Origin of the sequence: Actinoplanes cyaneus, from assembly GCF_016862095.1 — a bacterium.
Taxonomy (GTDB): domain Bacteria; phylum Actinomycetota; class Actinomycetes; order Mycobacteriales; family Micromonosporaceae; genus Actinoplanes; species Actinoplanes cyaneus.
Window position 1 is genome coordinate 411,264 of sequence record NZ_BOMH01000007.1, and the last position, 25,678, is coordinate 436,941.

Annotated in this window: 21 protein-coding genes; 15 read left to right on the forward strand and 6 right to left on the reverse strand. The window is 68.7% G+C overall.

What is annotated here, in order from left to right:
• Window positions 1–30 precede the first annotated feature (30 nt).
• From Acy02nite_RS06175 to Acy02nite_RS06190, 4 genes are read left to right on the forward strand one after another with little or no spacing between them, the layout of a single operon-like run.
• Window positions 31–1,179 carry a branched-chain amino acid ABC transporter permease gene (locus Acy02nite_RS06175; RefSeq protein WP_239174273.1) on the forward strand — a complete coding sequence of 383 codons (1,149 nt, stop codon included), beginning with the start codon at window positions 31–33 and terminating at the stop codon, window positions 1,177–1,179.
• Window positions 1,180–1,189: 10 nt separating this feature from the next.
• The gene (locus tag Acy02nite_RS06180; RefSeq protein WP_203738803.1) at window positions 1,190–2,179 is read left to right on the forward strand and encodes a branched-chain amino acid ABC transporter permease; all 990 of its coding nucleotides are present in this window, start codon (window positions 1,190–1,192) and stop codon (window positions 2,177–2,179) included.
• Window positions 2,169–3,092, forward strand: a complete 924-nt coding sequence (locus Acy02nite_RS06185) for an ABC transporter ATP-binding protein (RefSeq protein ID WP_239174276.1) — start codon at window positions 2,169–2,171, stop codon at window positions 3,090–3,092. The genes Acy02nite_RS06180 and Acy02nite_RS06185 overlap by 11 nt, the downstream gene beginning before the upstream one ends.
• Window positions 3,085–3,864 (forward strand): ABC transporter ATP-binding protein, encoded by a 780-nt coding sequence (locus tag Acy02nite_RS06190; protein WP_203738804.1) that lies wholly within the window; start codon window positions 3,085–3,087, stop codon window positions 3,862–3,864. Before Acy02nite_RS06185 ends, Acy02nite_RS06190 begins: the two co-directional genes overlap by 8 nt.
• 1,070 nt (window positions 3,865–4,934) lie before the next feature.
• On the opposite strand, the gene Acy02nite_RS06195 is transcribed toward Acy02nite_RS06190, so the two are convergent.
• Window positions 4,935–6,200 (reverse strand): ABC transporter substrate-binding protein, encoded by a 1,266-nt coding sequence (locus Acy02nite_RS06195; RefSeq protein WP_203738805.1) that lies wholly within the window; start codon window positions 6,198–6,200, stop codon window positions 4,935–4,937.
• A gap of 279 nt (window positions 6,201–6,479) precedes the next feature.
• Here Acy02nite_RS06195 and Acy02nite_RS06200 point away from each other — a divergent pair, with 279 nt between their 5' ends.
• The 5 genes from Acy02nite_RS06200 (at window position 6,480) to Acy02nite_RS06220 (ending at window position 12,351) form a co-directional block, all read left to right on the forward strand.
• Complete coding sequence (locus Acy02nite_RS06200) at window positions 6,480–7,382, forward strand: ABC transporter substrate-binding protein (protein ID WP_203738806.1); 903 nt, start codon at window positions 6,480–6,482, stop codon at window positions 7,380–7,382.
• Window positions 7,379–8,368 (forward strand): amino acid ABC transporter permease, encoded by a 990-nt coding sequence (locus Acy02nite_RS06205; protein ID WP_203738807.1) that lies wholly within the window; start codon window positions 7,379–7,381, stop codon window positions 8,366–8,368. Before Acy02nite_RS06200 ends, Acy02nite_RS06205 begins: the two co-directional genes overlap by 4 nt.
• The gene (locus tag Acy02nite_RS06210) at window positions 8,365–9,126 is read left to right on the forward strand and encodes an amino acid ABC transporter ATP-binding protein (RefSeq protein ID WP_275407282.1); all 762 of its coding nucleotides are present in this window, start codon (window positions 8,365–8,367) and stop codon (window positions 9,124–9,126) included. The genes Acy02nite_RS06205 and Acy02nite_RS06210 overlap by 4 nt, the downstream gene beginning before the upstream one ends.
• Window positions 9,127–9,195: 69 nt before the next feature.
• On the forward strand, window positions 9,196–11,883 hold the full coding sequence (gene polA, locus Acy02nite_RS06215) for a DNA polymerase I (RefSeq protein WP_203738872.1): 2,688 nt from the start codon (window positions 9,196–9,198) through the stop codon (window positions 11,881–11,883).
• Between the two features lie 90 nt (window positions 11,884–11,973).
• Entirely contained in the window at window positions 11,974–12,351 is a 378-nt protein-coding gene (locus Acy02nite_RS06220; protein WP_239174279.1) for an ArsR/SmtB family transcription factor, read from the forward strand.
• On the opposite strand, the gene Acy02nite_RS06225 is transcribed toward Acy02nite_RS06220, so the two are convergent.
• From Acy02nite_RS06225 to Acy02nite_RS06235, 3 genes are all read right to left on the reverse strand, one after another.
• Entirely contained in the window at window positions 12,348–12,671 is a 324-nt protein-coding gene (locus tag Acy02nite_RS06225) for a DUF3140 domain-containing protein (RefSeq protein ID WP_203738808.1), read from the reverse strand. The two genes, Acy02nite_RS06220 and Acy02nite_RS06225, sit on opposite strands and share 4 nt — an antisense overlap.
• Window positions 12,664–12,876, reverse strand: coding sequence for a hypervirulence associated TUDOR domain-containing protein (locus Acy02nite_RS06230; RefSeq protein ID WP_203738809.1), 213 nt, complete (start codon window positions 12,874–12,876; stop codon window positions 12,664–12,666). Before Acy02nite_RS06230 ends, Acy02nite_RS06225 begins: the two co-directional genes overlap by 8 nt.
• A gap of 74 nt (window positions 12,877–12,950) precedes the next feature.
• Window positions 12,951–13,742 (reverse strand): class I SAM-dependent methyltransferase, encoded by a 792-nt coding sequence (locus Acy02nite_RS06235; RefSeq protein WP_203738874.1) that lies wholly within the window; start codon window positions 13,740–13,742, stop codon window positions 12,951–12,953.
• 354 nt (window positions 13,743–14,096) lie between these two features.
• On the opposite strand from Acy02nite_RS06235, the gene rpsA reads away from it, so the two are divergent.
• The 3 genes from rpsA to uvrB all read left to right on the forward strand — a co-directional run bounded on the left by rpsA (window position 14,097) and on the right by uvrB (window position 19,520).
• Window positions 14,097–15,599, forward strand: coding sequence for a 30S ribosomal protein S1 (gene rpsA / locus Acy02nite_RS06240; RefSeq protein ID WP_203738810.1), 1,503 nt, complete (start codon window positions 14,097–14,099; stop codon window positions 15,597–15,599).
• 238 nt (window positions 15,600–15,837) lie between these two features.
• Window positions 15,838–17,022, forward strand: a complete 1,185-nt coding sequence (gene coaE, locus Acy02nite_RS06245) for a dephospho-CoA kinase (protein WP_203738811.1) — start codon at window positions 15,838–15,840, stop codon at window positions 17,020–17,022.
• 395 nt (window positions 17,023–17,417) lie between these two features.
• The gene (uvrB, locus tag Acy02nite_RS06250; protein ID WP_203738812.1) at window positions 17,418–19,520 is read left to right on the forward strand and encodes an excinuclease ABC subunit UvrB; all 2,103 of its coding nucleotides are present in this window, start codon (window positions 17,418–17,420) and stop codon (window positions 19,518–19,520) included.
• A 290-nt stretch (window positions 19,521–19,810) separates the two neighbouring features.
• Here the strand turns inward: uvrB and Acy02nite_RS06255 are convergent, their stop codons facing one another.
• Window positions 19,811–20,146 carry an antibiotic biosynthesis monooxygenase family protein gene (locus Acy02nite_RS06255; RefSeq protein ID WP_203738813.1) on the reverse strand — a complete coding sequence of 112 codons (336 nt, stop codon included), beginning with the start codon at window positions 20,144–20,146 and terminating at the stop codon, window positions 19,811–19,813.
• Between the two features lie 572 nt (window positions 20,147–20,718).
• On the opposite strand from Acy02nite_RS06255, the gene Acy02nite_RS06260 reads away from it, so the two are divergent.
• On the forward strand, window positions 20,719–21,720 hold the full coding sequence (locus Acy02nite_RS06260; RefSeq protein WP_203738814.1) for a TerC family protein: 1,002 nt from the start codon (window positions 20,719–20,721) through the stop codon (window positions 21,718–21,720).
• Between the two features lie 478 nt (window positions 21,721–22,198).
• Here the strand turns inward: Acy02nite_RS06260 and typA are convergent, their stop codons facing one another.
• Window positions 22,199–24,061: a translational GTPase TypA gene (typA, locus tag Acy02nite_RS06265; RefSeq protein WP_203738815.1), complete on the reverse strand. Its 1,863-nt coding sequence runs from the start codon at window positions 24,059–24,061 to the stop codon at window positions 22,199–22,201.
• 150 nt (window positions 24,062–24,211) lie between these two features.
• Here typA and Acy02nite_RS06270 point away from each other — a divergent pair, with 150 nt between their 5' ends.
• Together Acy02nite_RS06270 and Acy02nite_RS06275 are read left to right on the forward strand one after the other, a co-directional pair.
• Window positions 24,212–25,036 carry a lytic transglycosylase domain-containing protein gene (locus tag Acy02nite_RS06270; protein WP_203738816.1) on the forward strand — a complete coding sequence of 275 codons (825 nt, stop codon included), beginning with the start codon at window positions 24,212–24,214 and terminating at the stop codon, window positions 25,034–25,036.
• A 208-nt stretch (window positions 25,037–25,244) separates the two neighbouring features.
• Complete coding sequence (locus tag Acy02nite_RS06275) at window positions 25,245–25,670, forward strand: uL11 family ribosomal protein (protein ID WP_203738817.1); 426 nt, start codon at window positions 25,245–25,247, stop codon at window positions 25,668–25,670.
• Window positions 25,671–25,678 lie beyond the last annotated feature (8 nt).

Below are 25,678 nucleotides of genomic sequence, written 5' to 3' on the forward strand. Positions count from 1 at the left end.
TTGGCCAACGCCGGCCAGCCAGTGGCCGGCGTGAAGATCAACGTTTCCGACGAGAGCGGCACTTCGGCCGGTACGGCAACCTCCGCCGCGGACGGCAAGTGGTCCGTCGCGGTCAAGGGACCCGGCACCTACAAGGTCGACCTGGACACCACGACGCTCCCGCAGGGCGTGACCGTCACGAACGGTCGCCCCAGCCTGACCTTGACCGTCTTCGAGGGCAACGCACGTAACGTGCTGTTCCCTCTCGGCTCGGCCGCCGCGCCGGGGAGCAAGCCGGCCGAGAGCGAGGCCCCGTCGCAGTTCGACCGGGTGCTCGACCTCATCTACACCGGCATTCATTTCGGCCTGGTCATCGCGCTCGCCGCGCTCGGCCTGTCGCTGATCTTCGGCACCATGGGCCTGACCAACTTCGCGCACGGTGAGCTGATCACCTTCGGCGCGCTGGGCTGTTTCCTGCTGAACGTCAAGCTCGGCCTGCCGCTGTGGCTGGCGGCGGTTCTCGCCGTGGTCCTCGGCGCGGGCTTCGGCTGGTTCCAGGACAGGATCTTCTGGGGCTGGCTGCGCAACCGGCGTACCGGCCTGATCGGCATGATGATCATCTCGATCGGCCTGGCCCTGATGCTGCGCTACATCTACCTGTACTTCTTCGGTGGCGACACCCGGCAGTACGCGGAGTACGTCGCGCAGCCCGGCATCGACGTCGGCCCGCTGGCGATCGCGCCGAAGAACCTGGTGATGGACGCCGTCGCGATCGTCGTCCTGATCGCGGTGTCGCTGGCACTGACCAAGACGCGCCTGGGCAAGGCGACCCGCGCGGTGTCGACCAACCCGGCGCTCGCCGCGGCCTCCGGCATCAGCGTCGACGCGATCATCCGTCTGGTCTGGACCATCGGCGGCGCGCTGGCCGCGCTCAGCGGCGTGATGCTGGCGCTCTTCCAGGGCGTGAACTACCAGATGGGCTTCCAGGTCCTGCTCCTGGTCTTCGCCGCGGTCACCCTCGGTGGCCTCGGCACCGCGTTCGGCGCGCTGGTCGGCAGCCTCGTGGTCGGTCTGGCCACGCAGCTCTCGACGCTGTGGATCCCGACCGAGCTCAAGAACGTCGGCGCCCTGGTGGTGCTGATCGTGATCATCCTGTTCCGGCCACAGGGCATCCTGGGCCGCCGCGAGCGGATCGGCTGAGGGGGACACGATGAACTGGGAACTCATCTTCGGCGTCTCGCTGGAGTCACTGTTCAACGCCACCATGATCGCGTACGCGCTGGCCGCGATCGGCCTGAACGTGCATTTCGGGTACACCGGCCTGCTGAACTTCGGTCAGTCGGCCTTCCTCGGCGTCGCCGCGTACGGCCTGGCGATGGCCGTCGCCACGTTCGGCGCGCCGTTCTGGCTCGGCCTGGTGATCGGCCTGCTCGGCGCGGTCGTGCTGGCGCTGCTGCTCGGCATCCCCACGCTGCGCCTGCGCGCCGACTACCTGGCGATCGTGACGATCGCGGCGGCCGAGATCATCCGCTTGCTGTTCCGCTCGGTCACGCTGAGCGAGTGGACCGGCGGCTCCGACGGTCTCCAGCGGTTCTCGGACGACTTCTACGCCATGAACCCGTACAGCTCGACCCTGGACCTGGGGATCGTCTCCTGGGACAACCGTGAGCTCTGGGTCATGACGGTCGGCTGGATCCTGATCGCGGTCTCGCTGGTGGTCGTCTTCCTGGCGATGCGCAGCCCGTGGGGCCGGGTCATCAAGGCCATCCGCGAGGACGAGGACGCGGTCCGCAGCCTCGGCAAGAACGTCGTGTCGTACAAGATGCAGTCGCTGATCCTCGGTGGCGTGCTCGGCTCGCTGGGCGGCTTCGTGATCGCCCTGAGCAACGCGGCGGTGCAGCCGGACACCTACGGCACCGAGTTCACGTTCTACGCGTACACCATCGTGATCCTCGGTGGCGCCGCGCGCGTCTTCGGCCCGGTCATCGGTTCGATGATCTTCTGGTTCCTGCTGGCGTTCATCAACGCGCTGCTGCCCGAGCTGATCAAGAACGGCTACATCCCGACCTGGTTCATGACGCCGACCCAGGCGGGCGCGGTCGGTTACGTCCTGGTCGGTCTGGGCCTGATCCTCTTGCTGGTCTTCCGTCCGCAGGGCATCTTCGGTGACAAGAAGGAGGTCATGCTCGATGGCCGATGACACCACCACCGTGCCGCCCGGCGTGCTGAAGGCGCGTGAGGCGCTCAAGGACGTCCCGCACGAGCCCGGCGCCAAGAAGCAGGACCCGATCCTGGTCGCCGACTCGGTCGTGCGCCGCTTCGGCGGTCTGACCGCCGTCAACGTGGGCCACGTCGAGATCCAGCGCGGCGCGATCACCGCGCTGATCGGCCCGAACGGCGCCGGCAAGACCACGTTCTTCAACCTGCTGACCGGCTTCGACCGGCCCGACGAGGGCAAGTGGGAGTTCAACGGCAAGTCGCTCGCCGGGGTGGCCGCCCACAAGGTGGCCCGCCAGGGCATGGTCCGCACGTTCCAGCTCACCAAGGCGCTGTCGCGGCTTTCGGTGATCGACAACATGCGGCTGGGCGGCACCGGTCAGAAGGGCGAGAAGTTCTGGGCGTCCCTGATCCCCGGCATCTGGTCCGGCCAGGAGAAGGAGATCACCGAGCGGGCCGACGAGCTGCTCGCCCGGTTCAAGCTCGACGCCAAGCGCGAGGACTTCGCCGGCAGCCTCTCCGGCGGCCAGCGCAAGCTCCTGGAGATGGCCCGGGCGCTGATGGTCCAGCCCGACATGGTCATGCTGGACGAGCCGATGGCCGGTGTTAACCCGGCCCTGACGCAGTCGCTGCTCGGGCACGTCAAGAGCCTGCGCGAGGACGGGATGACCGTCCTGTTCGTCGAGCACGACATGGACATGGTCCGCGACATCAGCGACTGGGTGATCGTGATGGGCCAGGGCCAGGTCATCGCCGAGGGCACGCCGGACACCGTGATGGCCGACCCGCGGGTGATCGACGCCTACCTGGGCGCCCACCACGACGGCACTCAGCACGACCCCGAGGCCGTCGCGGAAGAAGTTGCCGAAGAGGAGGGGACGACCGCTGATGACTGACGAGTCGAGCAACAAGATCGGCGACCGCTCGGAACACCTGGCCGCCTCGGAGGGCGCCCTGGTCCGGGCCGACGACCTGACCGCCGGTTACCTCCCGGGCGTCAACATCCTCACCGGCTGTGACCTCTACGCCAAGGACGGCGAGCTGGTCGGCATCATCGGCCCCAACGGCGCCGGTAAGTCGACCCTGCTCAAGGCCCTCTTCGGCCTGGTCAACATCCGCTCCGGCGACGTGATCCTGCGCGGCGAGAAGATCACCAACCTGAAGGCGAACAAGCTGGTCGCCAAGGGGATCGGCTTCGTCCCGCAGACCAACAACGTCTTCGGCACCCTCACCATCGAGGAGAACCTCGAGATGGGGACGTTCCTGCGGCCGAAGCGCTTCAAGGAGCGCTTCGACTTCGTCGCCGAGCTCTTCCCCGCCCTGGGCCAGCGCCGCAAGCAGCGCGCCGGCTCGCTCTCCGGCGGTGAGCGGCAGATGGTGGCGATGGGCCGGGCCCTGATGATGGAGCCCAGCGTGCTGCTGCTCGACGAGCCGTCGGCCGGCCTCTCGCCGGCCATGCAGGACGAGGTGTTCTTCCGCACCAAGCAGATCAACGAGACCGGCGTCACGGTGATCATGGTCGAGCAGAACGCCCGCCGCTGCCTGCAGATCTGCGACCGCGGCTACGTCCTCGACCAGGGCCGCAACGCCTACACGGCCTCCGGCCGCGACCTCATGCACGACCCGAAGGTGATCGAGCTCTACCTGGGCACCCTCGCCCGAGCCTGACCGCTTTCGTCAGTGGCCCCGGATCGCTCGCCGATCCGGGGCCACTGCATTTCCACCCCAACCCTTTGCCGGTACGGCCTAGCCCACTCCCCAAGCGCAAGGACGCAGCCCCTGGTCCTGGGGCGCGAGCTGGCCGGGTGGTCCAGGCCGCCCGGCGACCATCCGGGCGTGGCAGGTGGTCCAGGCCGCCCGGCGACCATCCGGGCGTGGCAGGTAGCCCGCGCCCCCACCGTGCCCCAGCCCCCGCCACGCGACTCCCGCCCCCCGGCTGGTCCTCATGGGCGCTATTCGTCCCTCATAACGCCCATGAGGACCAGCTGGGCTGCCGCGTGGCGCGCCGCGACGACCTCGCGCCCCGCGCGCCGCGACGACCTCGCGCCCCGCGGCGCCCTCGCGCCCCGCGCCGCGCCGCGACGACCTCGCGCCCTGCGGCGCCCCCGCGTCCCGCGTCCCGCGCCGCGACGACCTGGCGCCCCGCGGCGACCCCGCGACCCCGCGGCGCCGTGAATCCGCAGGGTCGCGGGGGCGCCGGGTTGCGAGTTGCGGATCTCGCGGCGCTTCGCTCGCGTCTGCTCGGCAGCGGCGAGGCCGGGCGGGGGCGCGCGGAGTGTTCGGCTGGTCCTCATGGGCGTTATCCGGGACGGATAACGCCCATGAGGACCAGCCGGGAGGGGGAGGCGCGCAGGGGCCCGCGCCGGGATCAGGTCGCGGGCCACGCGTCACGCTCGGCGCTCGCCGGGATCAGGTTGCGGGGCTCGCGTCACGCTCGGATGGTCGCCGGGATCGGTTGCGGGGCACGGGTCACGCTCGGTGCTCGCGGGTATCGGGTTGCGGGGCGCGGGTCACGCTCGGGTGGTCGCGGGGATCAGGTTGCGGGCATCCGGCATGCCCGGATGGTCGCTGGGCGGCCTGGAGCACCGGCGAGCTCGCGGCCCAGGACCAAGGGCCGGGACGCTGCGGGTGAGGGGCACGCCCGGCCGTACCGGCGAAGGGGGTTGATCTTGCGCGAAGCGTGGAAAAGGGCGAGGGCCCGGCCATGAACGGCCGGGCCCTCGTCGGGTGTCGCTGGGTCAGCTGATCTTGCCAGTCTGGTAGGCGACGTTCTTGTAGGTGTTGTCGGCGCCGTACTGGTAGATGCCGATGGTGGCCTCGGCCGGGTCGCCGGCGTCGTTCCACTCGATCGGGCCGCTCATGCCGTCGTAGTCGATGTCCTTACCGGCGTCGAGCAGGGCCTTGCAGTCCTTGAAGGTGGTGCACTTCTCGCCACCCTTGCTGACGTCGGTCAGCTTCTTCGAGTAGTCGGCGGGGGCGTCGCTCTTCGCGGCGGTGGCGGCGAGCGCCGTCAGGATCGTCGCGTCGTAGGACTCGGCGGAGTAGGTGTAGTCCTTCAGCGCCGGGTCGATCGTCAGCAGCTGCTTCTTGAAGTCGTCGTTGGCCTTGGCGCCCGGGGTGGTGCCCTTCGCGCCCTCGAAGGTCCCGTTCGGGAACTCCTTGCCGTAGTTCGACAGGTTGCCGTCGACGAAGTACCACTTCTTGGTCTTCGAGGTCAGGCCCGCCTCGACCAGCTTGGGGACGATCTTCTTGGTCTCGTCGAAGCCGATCATGACGATCGCGTCCGGGTTGGCGGTCTTGATCTTGCCGACCTCGGCGGAGAAGTCGGCCGCCTTCGGGTCGTAGACCTCCTCGGCGACGATCTGGCCGCCGCCGCTCTCGATCGAGCCGCGGGCGGACTTGGCGAGACCGGTGCCGTACGCGTCCTGCATGACCAGCAGGCCGACCTTGGCGTTGCCGTCGGCGACGATCAGGTCACCGAGGACGCGGCCCTGCAGCTGGTCCGGCGGCGCGGTCCGGAAGTAGAGGCCCTTGTCGTTGTACGTCGTGAACTGGTCCGACGTGTTCGCCGGCGAGATCTGGACGACGCCCGCACCGGTGATCTTGTCGATCACGGACAGCGAGACCGAGGACGAGGCGGCGCCGATGACGACGTCGGCCTTCTCGGCGAGCAGCTTGTTCACCGACTGGCTGGCGATGTCGGTGGAGGTGTCACCGGAGTCGGTGTCGCTCTCCACGACGTCCTTGCCGAGGACGCCGCCGGCCGCGTTGATGTCCTTGACGGCGAGCTTGACGCCGGCGAACTCCGGCGGGCCGAGGAACGCGAGCGAACCGGTCTGCGGCAGCAGGGTGCCGATCTTGAGCACGCCGTCACCACCGGCCGAGGTGGCGGCGGAGGAGGAACCGGCAGCTGGCTCCTTGCTGTCGTTAGAGCACGCGCCCAGGGCAAGGGAAGCGGCACCCAGCACAGCGACACTGCGCCATGCGAAGTTGCGGCGAATCATCAATTCTCCTTTGTCCAGCTGCGGTGGTGGCGGGGTAACGCCCCACTGCCATGTTGCTGATGGGTGGCAACTTAATGAGCTGGAGTCCGCTGCACCAGGTGCAGACCGTCGCCGCAACAGGACAGTTGCGTAGTCGTAACCTTACCCATCGGTCTGACAGATCGGTCCGGGGCAAGATGGGCATGGGCCGGGTCCGAGCGCATCTCACACTTCCCAAGGTGGCCTCGGGGCGGCAATCTATCCAGCCGTAACACCCCTGAACTTCACCTAGGAGTCACCATGTTCCGCAGCCACCCCGGCCGGGCGATCCTCGGCCTGGCCGCCGCGACGGCGCTCACGCTGTCCGCGGCCGCATGCGGTTCGGAGTCCGACGACACGTCGACCGGTTCCGCGACGGTGCCCAGCGCTTCCGCGGACACCGGCCTCGCCGGCAAGGTCCCGGCCGACATCAAGTCCGCCGGCAAGCTGGTCATCGGCACCGATTCGACGTACGCGCCGAACGAGTTCATCGACACCGACGGCAAGAGCGTCGTCGGCTTCGACGTCGACCTGTTCAACGCGGTCGGGCAGAAGCTGGGCCTGAAGACCGAGTGGCAGACCGCCAAGTTCGACAGCATCATCCCGGGCGTCGGCAGCGGGAAGTACACGGTCGGCGTCTCGTCCTTCACGATCAACGCGGACCGGATGAAGGAGGTCAACATGATCTCCTACTTCTCGGCCGGCACCCAGTGGGCGGCCAAGACCGGCTCCACGCTCAGCCCGGACGACGCCTGCGGCAAGAAGATCGCCGTGCAGACCGCCACCGTGCAGGCCGACGACATCAAGGCCCGGTCGAAGAAGTGCACCGACGCCGGCAAGGCGGCGATCACGATCGACCAGTACCAGGCCCAGTCGGACGCCACCAACGCCGTGGTGACCGGTAAGGACGAGGCCATGCTGGCCGACTCCCCGATCACGGCGTACGCGGTGAAGCAGACCGCCGGCCAGCTCGCGCTGCTCGGCGAGATCTACGACTCGGCGCCGTACGGCTACGCGGTCGGCAAGACCCAGACCGAGTTCGCGAACGTGATCGCCGAGGCGGTCACGGCGCTGATCGCCGACGGCACGTACAAGACGATCCTCGACAAGTGGGGCGTCACCGCCGGCGCCATCGCCACGCCCGCGGTGAACCCGCCGGCATGACACACCCGACCGAGACCGGGCGGGAGCGGCCTGCGGCGATCAAGGCCGTGCCCGTCCGGCACCCCGGCAGGTGGGTGGCGATCGCCGTGCTCGCGGTGCTCGTCGCGATGTTCCTGCACCTGATCTTCACGAACGCCGGCTTCCGCTGGTCGTTCATCTTCACCTCGTACGCGCCGGGCAAGCGCGGCGTGATGTTCACCGAGCCGGTCCTGGAGGGCCTGCGCGGGACGATCCTGCTGACCGTGTTCTCGATGCTGATCGGCGTCGGCCTGGGCATCGTGATCGCGATCATGCGGCTCTCGCCGAACAAGGTGCTCTCCACGGTGGCGTGGGTCTACACCTGGTTCTTCCGGGCCGTGCCGCGGCTCGTGCTCGCGGTGATCTTCGGCAACCTGAACATCCTGTGGACGCGGATCGGGTTCGGCCTGCCGTTCGACAAGCAGATCGGCCAGCTGTTCGGCATCGACAACTTCGACGGGCAGATCTTCAGCGTCAAGTCGACGGACCTGCTCGCCGGGTTCGTGGCCGGCATGATCGCGCTGGGCCTGTCCGAGGCGGCGTACATGGCCGAGATCGTCCGGGCCGGCATCCAGTCGATCGACGAGGGGCAGTCCGAGGCGGCCGTCGCCCTGGGCATGTCCCGCGGGCAGGTGCTGCGCCGGATCGTGCTGCCGCAGGCGATGCGGGTGATCGTGCCGCCGACCGGCAACGAGGTCATCGCGATGGTCAAGGACACGTCGCTGGTGGCGTACGTGCCGGTCACCGGCGAGCTCTTCTTCCAGCTGCAGCAGGTCGAGGCCCGGACCTTCGTGGTGCTGCCCTGCCTGGTCGCCGCGCTGCTTTGGTATCTGATCATCTGCAGCGTCCTGATGGTCATCCAGTTCTTCGTCGAGCGGCACTTCAGCAAGGGGTACGGCGCGGCCGGCAAGGCGCGTCAGCGGCTCCGCGACATCCAGGTCGAGCAGGGCGGGCGGATCACCACATGACCGAGATGGTGAGGGCGGAGAGCGTCCACAAGTCCTTCGGCTCGCTCGAAGTGCTCAAGGGTGTCGACCTGACCGTGCCGCAGGGCGGGGTGAGCTGCGTGCTCGGCCCGTCCGGCTCGGGCAAGTCGACGTTCCTGCGCTGCATCAACCACCTGGACAAGCTCGACGCCGGCCGGATCCTGGTCGACGGCGAGCTGGTCGGTTACCGCGAGCGCGGCGGCAAGCTGCACGAGCTCAGCGAGCGCGATGTCGCCAAGCAGCGGCAGACGATCGGCATGGTGTTCCAGCGGTTCAACCTCTTCCCGCACATGACGGCCCTGGACAACGTCATGGAGGCGCCCTGCCGCGTCAAGAGGGAGAGCAAGGCGGAGGTACGTGACCGCGCGCTAGCCCTGCTGGACCGGGTCGGCCTCGCCGAGAAGGTGGACAACTACCCGGGTCAGCTCTCCGGCGGCCAGCAGCAGCGGGTGGCGATCGCGCGGGCCCTGGCGATGCGCCCCAAGGTGATGCTCTTCGACGAGCCGACCAGCGCGCTCGACCCCGAGCTCGTCGGCGAGGTGCTCGAGGTGATGAAGGGCCTGGCCCGGGACGGCATGACGATGATCGTGGTGACCCACGAGATCGGCTTCGCCCGGGAGGTGGCCGACGAGGTGGTCTTCATGGACGGCGGTGTGGTCGTCGAGAAGGGCCCGCCTGCCGAGATCATCGCGAATCCGCAGCAGGAACGTACCAAGGCATTCCTGAGCAAGGTGCTGTAAAGCGGGCGGGGCGGTCGGTGTTCTTGTCGTACCAGCCGTCTAGAGTTCCTGGACGTGAGCGACGACGTGATGACCCCCCGCCTGCTGCTGCTCGACGGCCATTCGCTGGCCTACCGGGCTTATCACGCGCTGCCCGTGGACAACTTCTCCACCGTCACGGGCCAGGCGACCAACGCGGTGTTCGGCTTCACCTCGATGCTCATCAACATGCTGCGCGACGAGAAGCCGACGCACATCGTCGTCTCCTTCGACCTCTCGCGGAAGTCGTTCCGCACCGAGAAGTACGCGGAGTACAAGGCCGGCCGCTCCGAGACGCCGGCGCCCTTCCAGGGCCAGGTCAGCCTGATCAAGGAGGTCCTGGAGGCGCTGCGCATCCCGGTGGTGGAGAAGGAGAACTACGAGGCCGACGACGTCATCGCGACGCTGGCCACGCAGGCCCGCGCGGCCGGCATGGAGGTGCTCATCTCCTCCGGCGACCGGGACGCGTTCCAGCTCGCCGACGAGCACGTCACGATCCTCTACCCGGTCCGCGGCGTCTCCGAAGTCTGGCGGATGACTCCCGAGGCGATCGAGGCGAAGTACTTCGTGCCCCCCTCGCGCTACCGGGACAAGGCCGCCCTGGTCGGCGAGAGCAGCGACAACCTGATCGGCGTGCCCGGCGTCGGCGACAAGACCGCCGCCAAGTGGATCAATGAGTACGGCGGCCTGGACGGCGTGATCGCCAACGCCGACAAGATCAAGGGCAAGGCCGGCGAGAGCCTGCGCGCCCACCTCGCCGAGGTCATGCGCAACTACGACCTGAACAGGCTGATCTGCGATCTGGAGCTGTCCAAGCGGCCGGAGGACGTGCGCTGGCACGGGTGGGATCGCGAGGCGGTGCACCAGGTCTTCGACGCGCTGGAGTTCCGGGTGCTGCGCGAGCGGCTCTACTCGTACCTGGAGGCCGTCGAGCCCGAGGCCGAGTCCGGCTTCGACCTGGAGGGCCGGGTCCTGGGTGCCGGGCAGGTCGCCGCGTGGCTCACCGAGCACGCTGCGGCGGCCCCGGTCGGCGTCGCCGTCACCGGCAGCTTCGGCCGGGGCACCGGCCAGGTCACCGGCATCGCGGTGGCCACCGGCAGCGGCCCGGCCGCCTGGTTCGACCCGGCCGCGCTGGACGAGGGCGACGAGGGCGCGGTCGCCGCGTGGCTCGCCGACCCCGCGCGGCCCAAGGTGATCCACGACGCGAAGCCGGCGCTGCTCGCCTTCCGCGCCCACGGCTGGCAGCTGGAGGGCGTCACCGTCGACACGGCGATGGCGGCCTACCTGGCGAAGCCCGACCAGAGGGCGTATGACCTGAACGACCTCGCCCTGCGTTACCTCAAGCGCGAGCTGAAGGTCGACGCCCCGCCCGCCGACAACGGTCAGCTCGCCCTGTCGTTCGGCGACGAGGAGCAGGACGCCGCGGCGGAGGAGGGCGTGATGCTGCGCGCCCGCGCCACCCTCGACCTGGCCGACGTGCTCACCGCCGAGCTGTCCCGCGACGGCGGCGAGTCGCAGCGGCTGCTCGCCGAGGTGGAGCAGCCGCTCTCGGTCGTGCTCGCCGAGATGGAGAGCAAGGGCATCGCCGCCGACACGGATTACCTGTCGGAGCTGGAGACCCGCTTCGCCGCCGAGGTGAAAGCGGCCCAGCAGGCGGCGTACGAGGTGCATGGCCGTGAGTTCAACCTCGGCTCACCCAAGCAGCTGCAGGAGATCCTCTTCGTCGAGCGCAACCTGCCGAAGACCAAGAAGATCAAGTCCGGCTACACCACTGACGCGGACGCGCTGCAGGACCTGTTCGCCAAGACCGAGGACCCGCTGCTCGCCCACCTCCTGCGCTACCGGGACATGGCGAAGCTCAAGTCGACGGTGGACGGGCTGCTCAAGTCGGTCTCCGACGACGCGCGCATCCACACCACGTTCAACCAGACGGTCGCCGCGACCGGCCGGCTCTCGTCGACCGACCCGAACCTGCAGAACATCCCGATCCGCACCGAGGAGGGCCGGCGGATCCGTCGCGCGTTCATCGTCGGCGACGGCTTCGAGCAGCTCATGACCGCGGACTACAGCCAGATCGAGATGCGGATCATGGCGCACCTGTCGGAGGACGCGGCGTTGATCGCGGCCTTCAACTCGGGCGCCGACTTCCACGCGGCCACCGCCTCGTCGGTCTTCCACGTGGAGCTCGGCGACGTCACTCCCGACCAGCGCCGCAAGATCAAAGCCATGAACTACGGCTTGGCGTACGGATTGAGCTCCTTCGGCCTGTCGAACCAGCTCACCATCAGCAACGACGAGGCGAAAGCCCTGATGGAGGAGTACTTCGAGCGGTTCGGAGGCGTCCGGGAGTACCTCCAGTCGGTGGTCGTCCAGGCCGGCAAGGACGGGTACACCGCCACCATCCTCGGCCGCCGCCGTTACCTGCCCGACCTGAGCAGCGACAACCGGCAGCGACGCGAGATGGCCCAGCGCATGGCGCTGAACGCGCCGATCCAGGGCTCCGCCGCGGACATCATCAAGATCGCGATGTTGAACGTGGACCGGGCGCTGCGCGAGTCGGAGCTCGCCTCCCGGATGCTGCTGCAGGTTCACGACGAGCTGGTGTTCGAGGTCGCGCCGGGGGAGCGGGACGCGCTGGAGGAACTGGTCCGGCGCGAGATGGGCGGCGCCATGGCGCTGGCCGTCCCGCTGGAGGTCTCCGTCGGCACCGGGCGGGACTGGAACGGCGCCGATCACTGACGGGTGATCGCTGACCCGATCGGGGGTGCCCGAAGCGATTCCGGCACCCCGGGGACAACGCGGCCGGTCTGGATCTGCGAGGCTGGACCGATGTCGAGCCGATCGATGTCGATGGAACCGGCCGTGCTCCCGCCGACGGATCCGGACGCTGGTCCGGGTGCCGAGTTCGGGCTCGGCGTCGCGCCGCTCGAAGCCTCCAACGCGACGACGTTCGCCACGATGTTCAAGGCGCTCGGCGACCCGGTCCGGCTCCGGCTGCTCTCGATGATCGCCTCGGCGCCCGGCGGCGAGATCTGCGTCTGCGACCTGAGCAGCGCGTTCCACCTGACCGGTCCGACGATCTCGCACCATCTGCGAATCCTGCGCGAGGCCGGTCTGGTCGACAGCGACCGGCGGGGGACCTGGGTCTACTACCGCGCGGTCCCGGCGACCCTGCTCCTGCTGGCCGGTCTGCTGCACACGGGTTAGTCCTTGAGGGGGTCGTGGCCCCAGTTCATCAGGGAGTGCCGCCACCTCGTCGCGGTGACGTCGCCGTCCGGGCGCTGGGCGAGGTGCCGGTGCACGTATCCGACGACCTTGCGCATGTGCTCCTCGTCGGCCTCGGTGAGCGAGGACTTCTTCTTCTCCAGCAGCCGGACGATCGTGCGGCCGGAGTCGTGGCCGACCGACTCCGCGCCGGCCGACGCCTTCTGCCCGACCTCCCGGGACTCGTCGCTGTCGAGCCATGTCCGCAGGTCGGCCGGGCTCATGTTGACCGCTTCGCGGAAGTCGGCGTACACGTCAGTCATGCTTGAGCGCTCCCGGCTTGTGGACGGCGTCGCGGCCGCTCTTGTCGCTGCGCACCCGGTACTGCGGGTCGTCCTTCGACGCGTCCACGGTCCGGCCGGCCGCCTCGGTCCGCTCGGTGATCTTCTGCTCGACGGTGCCGTGGACGGTCTGACCGTGGCTCCGCCAGCTGACGTCGTCGCCCTTGTGCAGGTCCTTCTCGCTCATATCCGGCGCTTACCCACCGTCCGGCGAGGGAAACCGCTGGTCAGCCCGGGGTGGGCGCTATGAGCGGACGCCGGTCAGGCGGGGAGGTCGCAGACGAAGATGGCGGTCCCCGGGAAGAGGCGGCCACGCAGCGGGCTCCACTGCCCCCAGATCTCCTCGTGGCCCTCCGGCCACTCCGGCTCGACCAGATCCCGGAGCACGAAGCCGGCCGCGACCAGTTCGCGGATCCGGTCGCCGAGAGTCCGGTGCTGCTCCAGGTAGACCATCCGGCCCTGCTCGTCGCGCTCCACGTACGGCGAGCGGTTGAAGTACGAGTTGCGGGCGACCAGCCCGTCCTCACCGGGCTCGTCCCAGAAGATCCACCGCATCGGGTGAGTGACCGAGAACACCCAGCTGCCACCGGGACGCAGCACCCGCGCCACCTCACGCATCGCCGCCGCCGAGTCGGCCACGAACGGGATCGCCCCGAACGCCGTGCACACGATGTCGAACGACCCGGCCCGGAACGGCAGCGCCAGCGCGTCGGCCTGGACCAGCGGGACGCTCACCCGGCTGCGCGCCGCCGCCTCGGCCGCGTGCTCGAGCATCCCGGCGGAGAGGTCCATCGCGACGGGTTTCGCGCCCTGCACGCGCAACCACCGGGCTCCGGCCGCGGCGCCGGCGCCGAGCTCCAGGATCTTCTTCCCGCGTACGTCGCCGAGGAGCCCCGCGTCGGCTTCCCGCAGCCGCTCCGGGCACCAGACGAAGTCGACGTCACCGAGGAACGCGCCGTGCTCGTCCTGATAGTCGTCGGCGTCCAGATCCCACCAGGACCGGTTCGCGTGGCGCGCCTCATCCTCGAGAACTCGGCCGGAAGGGGGAGCCACAGCGCTGCCGGGAGGGGGAATCTCAGTCACCCGACCACGGTACGACAGGCGTGGCGGGCGTCCCGATTCGGTTCAAAACGGGCATGCTGACGGGTTCTGCGCCAACAATGTGCCGCGGTACTCAGGAGGGCTTGCAACCTGTGGTAATGCGCACGGTAAGCTAGTCGATGCGCTCGCGGAACGTGTGCCTCGGCAGGGAGCAGGTTCCGTGGTCGCCGGTCCCGGCATGATCGACTGGCAATGATCAACTGCTCCATGGGTTGAGTCGTCTCGTCTCGTTCGTGCCGCTTCCGGCGGCAGTTCCGCCGAGCGCGGGAGACACCACGAATCCATCCGTTCGGAGCAACTGTCCACATGACGAGCAGCATCGAGGCCACCTCGAGCGCCAACCGTGTCACCGTCGACGACCTCGGCTCTGAGGAAGCTTTCCTCGCAGCCATCGACGAGACCATCAAGTACTTCAACGACGGCGACATTGTCGAAGGCACCGTCGTCAAGGTCGATCGGGACGAGGTCCTGCTCGACATCGGCTACAAGACCGAGGGTGTCATCCCCTCGCGCGAGTTGTCGATCAAGCACGACGTGGACCCCGCGGAAGTGGTGTCGGTCGGTGACCACATCGAGGCCCTCGTCCTCACCAAGGAGGACAAGGAAGGCCGCCTGATCCTCTCGAAGAAGCGCGCTCAGTACGAGCGGGCTTGGGGCACCATCGAGAAGATCAAGGAAGAGGACGGCGTCGTCCGCGGCTCGGTCATCGAGGTCGTCAAGGGTGGTCTCATCCTGGACATCGGCCTCCGTGGCTTCCTGCCGGCCTCCCTGGTCGAGATGCGGCGCGTCCGCGACCTCCAGCCGTATGTCGGCCGTGAGCTCGAGGCGAAGATCATCGAGCTGGACAAGAACCGCAACAACGTGGTCCTGTCCCGCCGCGCGTGGCTCGAGCAGACGCAGTCCGAGGTTCGCACCGAGTTCCTCAACAAGCTGCAGAAGGGCCAGGTCCGCAAGGGCGTCGTGTCCTCCATCGTCAACTTCGGCGCCTTCGTCGACCTCGGCGGTGTGGACGGCCTGGTGCACGTCTCCGAGCTCTCCTGGAAGCACATCGACCACCCCTCCGAGGTCGTCGAGGTCGGCCAGGAGGTCGAGGTCGAGGTGCTGGACGTCGACCTGGACCGCGAGCGCGTCTCGCTGTCGCTGAAGGCGACCCAGGAAGACCCGTGGCGTCAGTTCGCCCGGACCCACGCGATCAACCAGATCGTGCCGGGCAAGGTCACCAAGCTCGTTCCGTTCGGCGCGTTCGTCCGCGTCGACGACGGCATCGAGGGCCTGGTGCACATCTCCGAGCTGGCCGAGCGTCACGTCGAGCTGCCCGAGCAGGTCGTCCAGGTGGGTTCGGACGTCCTGGTCAAGGTCATCGACATCGACCTGGAGCGCCGCCGGATCTCGCTGTCGCTCAAGCAGGCCAACGAGGGCTTCGTCGAGGGCGAGGAGCACTTCGACCCGACGCTCTACGGCATGGCCGCGACGTACGACGCCGAGGGCAACTACATCTACCCGGAGGGCTTCGACCCGGAGACGGGCGAGTGGCTCGAGGGCTTCGAGAAGCAGCGCGAGACGTGGGAGAAGCAGTACGCCGACGCCCGCGAGCGCTGGGAGGCCCACACCAAGCAGGTGCAGGCGTCCCGCGACGCCGACGCCGAGGCCGCGCTCAACCCGGCTCCGGCCGGCGGCGTGACCACCTCGTCGTCGACCTCGACGAGCTCGTCGGCTCCGGCGCGCTCCGCCGAGGAGCCCGCGGGCACCCTGGCGACCGACGAGGCTCTCGCCGCCCTGCGCGAGAAGCTGGCCGGCGGCAAGAGCTGACCCCGTCCGGTTGCTCCGGTAGGTAGTACCTGAGAAAGACCGTCCCGGCTTCGGCCGGGGCGGTCTTTCGCCTTTCCGGGCCTGGCTGTGGGGTCTGTCCGGCTGATCACCCAGGGCCGGGCCGCAGCCATGGGCGGTCCGCCGGGCAGGTTCCAGGGCCGGGTCGCTACGCGGGGTTTGCCGAAGCGTGACCCGGCGCCGACGCTCCGTTCGGGGGCGGGGCCGCGATACTGAATCCATGTTGATGGTCGGTCTCACGGGTGGCATCGGTGCGGGCAAGAGCGCCGTCTCAGCACGGCTCGCCGAGCGCGGTGCGGTGATCATCGATGCCGACAAACTGGCCCGGGAGGTGGTCGAGCCGGGCACCGACGGGCTCGCGGAGATCGTGGCGGCGTTCGGCTCCGGGGTGCTGACCCCGGAGGGAGCGCTGGACCGGCCGGCGCTGGGGGCGAAGGTCTTCGGCGACGAGGAGGCCCGCCGCACGCTGGAGCGGATCATCCACCCGCGGGTCCGGGCACGCACCGCTGAGCTGGTCAAGGCCGCGCCGCCGCAGGCCGTCGTCGTGAACGACGTGCCGTTGCTGGTGGAGACGGGGCTGGCTCCGACGTACCACCTGGTGATTGTCGTCACGGCGGACAGCGAGGTGCGAACGCAGCGTCTCGTCCGGGACCGTGGCATGTCGCCGGCCGAGGCCGCCGCCCGGATCAGCGCGCAGGCCGACGACGCCACCCGCCGGGCCGCGGCGGACGTGATCCTGCCGAATGAGGACGACCTCGCCACGCTGCACGCCCGTGTCGACGCGCTGTGGCGCGACCGCCTGATCGACTTCGAGCGCAACGTGCGGCTCCGCACCGCCGCCCGCAAGGCTCCCGAGCTGCGCATCGTCCCGCCCGACGAGACCTGGCCGCAAGCTGCCGACCGCTTGATCGCGCGGATCCGGCACCACCTCGGCGCGGTCGACGTGCACCACATCGGATCGACAGCGGTCCCCGGCCTGCCCGCCAAGGACATCATCGACCTCATGCTCTCGGTACGAACGCTGGCCGCGGCCGACGCCCTCGCCGAGCGCCTCGCGGCGGCCGGTTTCCCGCTGCGGCCCGGCGAATGGACGGACAGCGGGCGTGGCCTGCCCGGTGTGACCTGGCCGAAACGGATGCACGGCTCGGCCGATCCGGGGCGGCCGGTGATCCTGCACCTGCGGGTCGCCGGCTCGCCGGGGTGGCGGTTCGCGCTGCTCATGCGCGACCACCTGCGGGCGGTGCCGGAGGCGCGGGACGCGTACGCGGCGGCCAAGGCGGAACTGGCGCTGCGTTTCGCGGACCGGGCGGGTTACGCGGCGGCCAAGGAGCCGTGGTTCGACGAGGAGGCCCGGGCCGCCGACGACTGGGCGCTGGCGACGGGGTGGCAGCCGCCGCTCTCCTGACCTTGACGGCGCTCGCGGCCGAGTTGGGGCGGTGCTGTCGCCCGAACTCGGCGGCGCGTGTGGTCAAGTTCGTGGCGCTCGTGGTCGAGCGTGGCCGCGCTTGTGGGGAAGCTTGACGGCGCTCGCGGCGGCCGGCCGCATCTTGCGCGACCCTCGCGGGTGCGCTCGCCGGAGGCCGGGGCGCATCGACCGCGATGCGGCGCGGCTGGACCGTTGGATGGCCCGCACCGCGCACGTCGGCCGCCGCGAGCGGCCTACCCCGCCAGAGTAGGGGTCGGGGTAAAGGCCGACAACGGCGCACGACACGGCCGAATGTGCACCATCGGCACGGGGCCCGCCGCGGCCACGGCGGGCGTTGCCGGAACTTGTCATACCCTCGACGTACGGTGGTGGGCATGGCGCTCGACATCCCACGACTCGACGGCCGGTTCGAGGTCGTCAGCGACTACAAACCGGCCGGTGACCAGCCCGCGGCGATCGACGAGCTGGAGCGGCGCGTCCGCGCCGGCGACCGGCACACCGTGCTGCTCGGCGCCACCGGCACCGGTAAGAGCGCGACCACCGCCTGGCTGATCGAGCGGCTGCAGCGGCCCGCGCTGGTCCTCGCGCCGAACAAGACGCTCTGCGCCCAGCTCGCCAAGGAGTTCCGCGAGCTGCTGCCGAACAACGCCGTCGAATACTTCGTCAGTTACTACGACTACTACCAGCCTGAGGCCTACATCGCTCAGACCGACACCTACATCGAGAAGGACTCGTCGGTCAACGAGGAGGTCGAGCGACTCCGGCACTCGGCCACGATGTCGCTGCTCACCAGGCGGGACACGATCGTGGTCGCCACGGTCAGCGCGATCTACGGTCTGGGCACCCCCCAGGAGTACATCGAGCGCGCCGTGAAGGTGAAGGTCGGCGGCGAGATCGACCGCGACAAGCTGCTGCGCCGGCTGGTCGACATCCAATACGCGCGGAACGACGTGGCCTTCCAACGCGGCACGTTCCGGGTGCGCGGCGACACGCTGGAGATCATCCCGGCCTACGAGGAGCTCGCCGTCCGGGTCGAGCTGTTCGGCGACGAGGTGGAGAAGCTCTACTACCTGCACCCGCTCACCGGCGAGGTGGTCCGCGAGGTCGACGAGCTGATCATCTTCCCGGCGACGCACTACGTGGCCGGCCCGGAGCGGATGGAGCGGGCGATCCGCGACATCGAGGCCGAGCTGGCCGAGCGGCTGGCCGAGCTGGAGCGCCAGGGCAAGCTGCTGGAGGCGCAGCGGCTGCGGATGCGCACGACCTACGACATCGAGATGATGCGGCAGGTCGGCTTCTGCAACGGCATCGAGAACTATTCGATGCACATGGACGGCCGCCAGCCCGGTGAGCCGGCCTATACGTTGCTCGACTACTTCCCGGACGATTTCGTCACCGTCATCGACGAGTCGCACGTCACCGTCCCGCAGATCGGCGGGATGTATGAGGGCGACGCCTCGCGGAAACGGATCCTGATCGAGCACGGGTTCCGGCTGCCCAGCGCCGCCGACAACCGCCCGCTCCGGTGGGACGAGTTCCTCGAGCGGGTCGGCCAGATGGTCTTCCTCTCCGCGACCCCGGGCAACTGGGAGATGGAGCAGGCGCAGGGCGAGTTCGTCGAGCAGGTGATCCGGCCCACCGGTCTGGTCGACCCGCAGGTGGTGGTGAAACCGACAAAGGGCCAGATCGACGACCTGATGCACGAGATCAAGCTCCGGACGGAGAAGGACGAGCGCATCCTGGTCACCACGCTCACCAAGAAGATGGCCGAAGACCTCACCGACTACCTGCTGGAGAACGGCATCCGGGTGCGCTACCTGCACTCCGAGGTGGACACGCTGCGCCGCGTCGAGCTGCTCAAGGAACTGCGCAAGGGGGACTACGACGTCCTGATCGGCATCAACCTGCTGCGCGAGGGCCTCGACCTGCCCGAGGTGTCGCTGGTCGCGATCCTCGACGCCGACAAGGAAGGCTTCCTGCGCAGCGGCCGGTCGCTGATCCAGACGATCGGTCGTGCCGCGCGAAACGTGTCCGGCGAGGTCCACATGTATGCGGACAAGATCACGCCGTCGATGCGGAACGCGATCGAGGAGACCGACCGGCGTCGCGCCAAGCAGATCGCCCACAACGAGGCGAACGGGATCGTGCCGCAGGCCCTCCGGAAGAAGATCCACGACATTCTGGATGACATCTACCGGGATGCCGAGGACACCGACGCCATGGTGGGCGGTGCCGGCCGCCAGATGTCGCGCGGCAAGGCGCCGGTGCCGGAGACACGGTCCAAGGCTCGCGGGGCGGCCGGGCCCGCACGCGAAGGCATGGCCCGGGCGGAGTTGGCGCAGCTCATCCAGGATCTGAACGATCAGATGCTGGGGGCGGCGCGGGAGTTGCAGTTCGAGCTGGCGGCGCGGATCCGGGACGAGATCGGCGAGCTGAAGAAGGAGATGCGGGGGATGGACGCGGCCGGCGTGAAGTAGCGGCAGGCGGCAACCCGCCCGGCAACGCAGGGCCGGGCGGGTTGCGTCACCCAGGCCCGCGGGGCGCCTGCGTCACCCGGGGCGGCCCGCCTGCGTCGCCCCGCCCGCCTGCAGCGCCCGGCTGGCCCGCATCGCCCCGCTGGCCGTACATCGCCTCGCCGGCCTGCAGCGCCCCGGGCGCCTGCGCGGGCTCGCCTCACCGACGGCACCGGCTCGCCTGAGCCGTCCACCTGCCCCGAGCCGTCCAACTGGCCCCGAGCCGTCCAACTGGCCTGCGCTGGGCGGCTGGGTCAGGCGGCGAAGAAGTCGTGGTCGGGGTCGGGGCGGCCGGAGTCCAGCGGAAGATCGGTGAAGTACTCGGCGAGCGGCGGCTGGGCGAGCGTCGCCGCGATCGAGGCGCGCCACTGGGCGTTGCGCTCGGTGCGGCGGAAGTTGTGGTCCTGCGCCTCCATGGAGTCCCACTCCACCAGCAGCGCGAAACGGGTCGACGACTCGGTGCCACGCTTGAGCCGCAGGCCCCGGCAGCCTTCGGCGCCCGCGATCAGCGGCCGGGCGAGCTGGTAGGCGGCGACGAAATCGTCCTCTCGTCCGGGCAGGATGTCGATTAGCGTGACTTCGAGGATCATGCCCGCAAGCGTCCCATACGCACCAGATGGCTAGCTTACTAGGATGCCTGCCGAAGGTTTCCCGTGTGCCACGAGCGGCCGGCCGGGTCCGATGACGTGAGTGAAACGGGCGGCACCCCGCACCGGTCGTTGCAGCCCAGAGGTGTTCCCGGTGCGTCTGGACGACTGATGAGGATCGCCCCGGGGTTGTGGCTCCAGGGAGCAAAGTCGCTGGTGAGGGCCATGTTTCCGCGCCACCGACAGGCTGGACGAAGGTGAAGGCGGGGTAACTCCGGACTTACGTACCGGTAATGCCTGCCCTGGGTGGTTTGGACCGCGATTCGAGCCACTCTTCGCCGCCCGGTGTGTCGATCGGGCTCTGGATGCGCAACAATGGTTGTGTGGGAGGGGAGTATTCCCCCGCTCCGGTCTTGTCAACACGGAACGCTCGGCTGGTCACCAGCCGATGGGAACCCGGGGCCGGGGGTCGCGGACGTTCGCGGCGGAAGAGACCTCCGACAGTCGCACGTCGCTGCACTTTCTCCGAATCTTGAGAAGGCGCAGCGACGACACGTGTCTGCCGGAGGTTCGCGTTGAACGTTTCAGCCTGGGTTTGGATCGCCACATTGGTGGCGCTGGTGGCCGTCCTCGCCGTCGATCTTCTGATCATCGGGCGCCGGCCTCACGAGCCCACCATGAAAGAGGCCAGTGGCTGGGTGGCCTTCTACGTCGCGCTCGCGCTGCTCTTCGGTGTCGGGGTCTGGGTCGTCGCCGGGGGCCAGTCCGCCGGTGAGTTCTACACCGGCTGGCTCACCGAGTACTCGTTGAGCGTCGACAACCTGTTCGTCTTCGTCATCATCATGGGCCGGTTCGCCGTGCCCCGCCGCTACCAGCAGAAGGTTCTGCTGATCGGCATCGTGCTCGCGCTGGTCATGCGGGGCGCGTTCATCGCGGCCGGCGCGGCGCTGATCTCGCAGTTCTCCTGGGTGTTCTACATCTTCGGGGCGTTCCTGGTGTACACCGCCGTGACGCTCGTCAAGGGTGGCGAGAGCGACGAGGAGGACTTCAAGGAGAACGTGCTGATCCGCTGGGCGAAACGGGCGCTGCCGCTCTCGTCGTCGTTCGGTGACGGGCAGTTCCGGGTGGTCACCGCGGCCGGCAAGCGGCTCTTCACCCCGATGCTGATCGTCATGATCGCGATCGGGACGACCGACCTGATCTTCGCGCTCGACTCGATCCCGGCGATCTTCGGCATCACGAAGGAGCCGTACCTGGTCTTCACCGCGAACGTTTTCGCGCTGATGGGCCTGCGGCAGCTCTACTTCCTGCTCGGCGGCCTGCTGGAGCGCCTGGTCTACCTGAACATCGGCCTCGCCGTGGTGCTCGCGTTCATCGGGGTCAAGCTGTTCCTCGAGGCGCTGCACACGAACAGCCTGCCGTTCATCAACGACGGGCACGGCCTGCACTGGGCGCCGGAGATCCCGATCTGGCTGTCGCTGCTGGTGATCCTCGGCACGCTCGGCATCGCCACGGTCGCCAGTCTCGCCAAGTCCGCCCGGGAGCGTAAAAGGGAGCTCGTGAGCGCGGACCACTGACACCCGTCAAAAGAGACTATTCGGTACGGCATCAGCACTGAGCCCGGGTGGCATGGCCACCCGGGCTCGCCCGTTTCCCAGTGTTGATCATGGTCTAGTGCGACACCGTGAGCGCCGGCCGGGGAGACCACGCGGGCGGGCGCGTGCTTTCCGGCTGGTTGTCATGGGCGTTATTCGTGCCTCATAACGCCCATGACAACCAGCCGGGGGAGCGCGGCGCGCAGCGGGCCGGATCGGGCTGGGGCTTGCGGGCGCCGAGCCGGGGGCCGGACAGATGACGTACCCGGGAAATGAGAAACGCCCCCGCCGGGAAAAGCGGGGGCGAATCAGCGACCGTGAGTGATCACCGGTGGTCGCGGCACGCGGCGGTGCCGCCACGACCGTGAGTGATCACCGGTGGCGGCGGCACGCGGCGGTGCCACCACGACCGGAGGTGATCACGGGTGGCCGCGGTGCGCGGTGCCGCGGCCGTGGGTGATTACTGGTGCTTGCGGCGCGCGGCGGCGCGGCCACGAGCGTTCTGGTCGAGGACGACCTTGCGGATGCGGATCGCGCTCGGGGTGACCTCGACGCACTCGTCCTCACGGCAGAACTCGAGGGACTGCTCCAGCGACAGCTTGCGCGGCGGGATCAGCTTCTCGGTGTTGTCGGCGCTCGCCGCCCGCATGTTGGTGAGCTTCTTCTCCTTGGTGATGTTGACGTCCATGTCGTCCTCGCGGGAGTTCTCCCCGACGATCATGCCCTCGTACACCTCGGTGGTGGGCTCGACGAACAGCTGGCCGCGCTCCTGGATGTTGGTCATCGCGAAGCCGGTCACCACACCCGCGCGGTCGGCCACGAGCGACCCGTTCTGCCGGGTGCGGAGCTCGCCGAACCAGGGCTCGTGGTCCTCGTAGAGGTGGTGCATGATGCCGGTGCCGCGGGTCTCGGTGAGGAACTCCGTGCGGAAGCCGATCAGGCCACGCGCCGGGACGAGCCACTCCATCCGGAGCCAGCCGGTGCCGTGGTTGGTCAGGTGCTCCATCCGGCCCTTGCGGGTGGCGAGCAGGGTGGTGATGGCGCCCATGTACTCGTCGGGGGCGTCGATGGTCAGGCGCTCGACCGGCTCGTGCACCTTGCCGTCGATGACCTTGGTGACCACCTGCGGCTTGCCGACGGTCAGCTCGTACGACTCGCGGCGCATCTGCTCGACCAGGATGGCGAGGGCGAGCTCACCACGGCCCTGGACCTCCCAGGCGTCCGGCCGCTCGGTGTTCAGGACGCGGAGCGAGACGTTACCGATCAGCTCCTTGTCCAGCCGGTCCTTGACCATGCGCGCGGTGACCTTGGCGCCCTTGACCTTGCCGACCAGCGGCGAGGTGTTGGTGCCGATGACCATCGAGATGGCCGGCTCGTCGACCGTGATGAGCGGCAGCGGGACGGGGTTCTCCGCGTCGGCCAGGGTCTCGCCGATCATGATCTCCGGGATGCCGGCGACGGCCATGATGTCGCCGGGGCCGGCGCTCTCGGCCGGCTTGCGCTCCAGGCCCTCGGTGATCAGCAGCTCGGAGATCCGGACGTTGGAGATCGTGCCGTCGGTCTTGCACCAGGCGACGGTCTGGCCCTTGCGGATCGTGCCCTCGTGCACGCGGCAGAGCGCGAGCCGGCCGAGGAACGGCGAGGCGTCGAGGTTGACGACGTGCGCCTGCAGCGGCGCGCCCTCGGTGTAGGTCGGGGCCGGGATCGTGTTCAGGATCGTGGAGAACAGCGGCTCCAGGTCGGCGCTGTCGGTCGGCACGGCGCCGTCGGCCGGCTGGTTGAGCGAGGCGATGCCGTCACGGGCGCACGCGTAGACGATCGGGAACTCGATCTGGTCCTCGTCGGCGTCCAGGTCGAAGAAGAGCGCGTACGTGTCGTCCACGACCTCCTTGATCCGGGCGTCCGGCCGGTCCACCTTGTTGATCACCAGGATGATCGGGAGCTTGGCCGACAGCGCCTTGCGGAGCACGAAGCGGGTCTGCGGCAGCGGGCCCTCGGACGCGTCGACCAGCAGCACCACGCCGTCGACCATGGTGAGGCCGCGCTCGACCTCGCCACCGAAGTCGGCGTGGCCCGGGGTGTCGATGATGTTGATGACGACCGGGTCACCCTCGGCCGGCTTGTAGCTGATCGCGGTGTTCTTGGCGAGAATGGTGATGCCCTTTTCCCGCTCCAGGTCCATGGAGTCCATGGCGCGCTCGGCCATCTCTCCACGTGCGTGGGACTGACCGCCCTGTCGGAGCATGGCGTCGACCAGGGTGGTTTTGCCATGGTCGACGTGAGCGATGATGGCGACATTACGGAGGTCGGTGCGGGTCTGCATGCCTCTATTGTCCCCGGCTCAGGTTGCCGTTCGTGACACGGGGTCAAGTCCAGAACCTTGGGATCGTTTGGGCGATTTGCCGGTCACCGTGGAGTGATCAACCACTGTTAACGTTCGTCCTCGATGCTTGAACGGGGAAAGGTTTCGTCGATGAAGATCCGGTTGCTGGCGGTGGCCGCCGCGCTGATGATGACGACCGGCTGCGGCCTGCTCGGCGGTGGTGAGGACAAGTCGTCGTCGGCGGGCACGACCCCGGTGGTGGCCGAGACCGCCGCCGCCTCCGTCGCCGTCTCCGAGGAGCCGGTCACGCTCGAGGAGACGGAGACCCCGGAGCCGGCGGAGACCACGTCCTCCCCGGCGCCGAAGCCGTCCAAGACCTCGAAGTCGCCCACGTCGAAGCCGTCGCCGACCGGCCCGACGAACAACTTCGAGGTGTCGGCCTGCTCCACCACCAAGGGCACCGCGGTCGCCAAGACCAAGGTGAAGGCGGCGCTGAAGACCGCGGCCGGCAAGACCTACTGGACCAACGAGGCGCCGCAGCTGAAGCTGAACTATCCGCTGGTCAAGGCGATCGCCTGGCACGAGAGCGGCTGGCAGACCAACGTCTTCAACTGTGACGGCGGGCAGGGCCTGATGCAGCTCATGCCGGACACCGTCGACATGATCAACAACCGGTTCGGGTTGAGCTACGACGTCGGGAACTACCAGCAGAACGCGACCGCCGGCGCGAACTACATCGCCTGGCTGACGCGGTACATGTCACAGAAGGCGTTCGACAACGACAAGACGTTCGACCTGAGCGCGAGCAAGTGCAAGACGCACAGCTCGTGGTGCCTGCTGAACCTGGTGATCTCGGCGTACCAGTTCGGCCCGGCCGACGTGCTGGCGAACATGAAGACCAAGAAACTGCCCAACCCGGAGTACGTGGACTCGGTGCGCGCGCTCATGAAGTCGTGCTTCTGCGACAAGTACTGATCCTGCTTCGCGACGCGAACTGATCCGGGGCGGTCCCGAGCCGGTCCGGACCGCGAGCTACACTGGTCTGCGGACCCGAGACCCCGCTTACCAGCCGTTTTGACCCTCCCGTCGTAGCGGTAGTAAGGTCTCGGGGTTGTCGTGTGTCGTTGATGCTGGCGAGCTGCGTTTGTCTCGGCCCGCAGCTCACCCTAAGGAGCCTTACCCGATGCCTCCCAAGAAGAAGACCCATGAGGTAACCCTCGCGCTTGAGGCGGGTAACGCCGCGATGGTCGACCTCGGTAAGATGCTCGGCCCGACCGGCGCCAACATGCGTGCCGTCAAGGTCGAGTACGACGAGGCCACCGCGAAGAACCGGGGCGAGATCATCCCGGTCATCGTGTCGGTCTACGAGGACCGCAGCCACACGCTGGCCTACAAGACCCCGCCGACGAGCTTCCTCATCCGCAAGTCCCTGGGGATCCAGTCCGGCGCGTCGAACCCGCTGACCCAGAACGTGGGCACCCTCAGCGCCACCCAGGTCAAGGAGATCGCGGAGCGCAAGCTGCCCGACCTCAACGCGAACGACCTGGACGCCGCCATCAAGATCGTGGCCGGCACCGCGCGTTCGATGGGCGTCAAGGTCGCGTCCTGACCCAGCGC

What these genes read in the sequence shown, in the direction of transcription:
- Acy02nite_RS06225 (WP_203738808.1), bottom strand. Translation starts at nt 12,671, where the DNA reads ATGACTGACGTGTACGCCGACTTCCGCGAAGCGGTCAACATGAGCCCG.
- polA (WP_203738872.1), top strand. Translation starts at nt 9,196, where the DNA reads ATGACCCCCCGCCTGCTGCTGCTCGACGGCCATTCGCTGGCCTACCGG.
- Acy02nite_RS06190 (WP_203738804.1), top strand. Translation starts at nt 3,085, where the DNA reads ATGACTGACGAGTCGAGCAACAAGATCGGCGACCGCTCGGAACACCTG.
- Acy02nite_RS06270 (WP_203738816.1), top strand. Translation starts at nt 24,212, where the DNA reads ATGAAGATCCGGTTGCTGGCGGTGGCCGCCGCGCTGATGATGACGACC.
- Acy02nite_RS06255 (WP_203738813.1), bottom strand. Translation starts at nt 20,146, where the DNA reads ATGATCCTCGAAGTCACGCTAATCGACATCCTGCCCGGACGAGAGGAC.
- coaE (WP_203738811.1), top strand. Translation starts at nt 15,838, where the DNA reads ATGTTGATGGTCGGTCTCACGGGTGGCATCGGTGCGGGCAAGAGCGCC.
- Acy02nite_RS06205 (WP_203738807.1), top strand. Translation starts at nt 7,379, where the DNA reads ATGACACACCCGACCGAGACCGGGCGGGAGCGGCCTGCGGCGATCAAG.
- typA (WP_203738815.1), bottom strand. Translation starts at nt 24,061, where the DNA reads ATGCAGACCCGCACCGACCTCCGTAATGTCGCCATCATCGCTCACGTC.
- uvrB (WP_203738812.1), top strand. Translation starts at nt 17,418, where the DNA reads ATGGCGCTCGACATCCCACGACTCGACGGCCGGTTCGAGGTCGTCAGC.
- rpsA (WP_203738810.1), top strand. Translation starts at nt 14,097, where the DNA reads ATGACGAGCAGCATCGAGGCCACCTCGAGCGCCAACCGTGTCACCGTC.
- Acy02nite_RS06210 (WP_275407282.1), top strand. Translation starts at nt 8,365, where the DNA reads ATGACCGAGATGGTGAGGGCGGAGAGCGTCCACAAGTCCTTCGGCTCG.
- Acy02nite_RS06200 (WP_203738806.1), top strand. Translation starts at nt 6,480, where the DNA reads ATGTTCCGCAGCCACCCCGGCCGGGCGATCCTCGGCCTGGCCGCCGCG.
- Acy02nite_RS06180 (WP_203738803.1), top strand. Translation starts at nt 1,190, where the DNA reads ATGAACTGGGAACTCATCTTCGGCGTCTCGCTGGAGTCACTGTTCAAC.
- Acy02nite_RS06185 (WP_239174276.1), top strand. Translation starts at nt 2,169, where the DNA reads ATGGCCGATGACACCACCACCGTGCCGCCCGGCGTGCTGAAGGCGCGT.
- Acy02nite_RS06220 (WP_239174279.1), top strand. Translation starts at nt 11,974, where the DNA reads ATGTCGAGCCGATCGATGTCGATGGAACCGGCCGTGCTCCCGCCGACG.
- Acy02nite_RS06275 (WP_203738817.1), top strand. Translation starts at nt 25,245, where the DNA reads ATGCCTCCCAAGAAGAAGACCCATGAGGTAACCCTCGCGCTTGAGGCG.
- Acy02nite_RS06195 (WP_203738805.1), bottom strand. Translation starts at nt 6,200, where the DNA reads ATGATTCGCCGCAACTTCGCATGGCGCAGTGTCGCTGTGCTGGGTGCC.
- Acy02nite_RS06230 (WP_203738809.1), bottom strand. Translation starts at nt 12,876, where the DNA reads ATGAGCGAGAAGGACCTGCACAAGGGCGACGACGTCAGCTGGCGGAGC.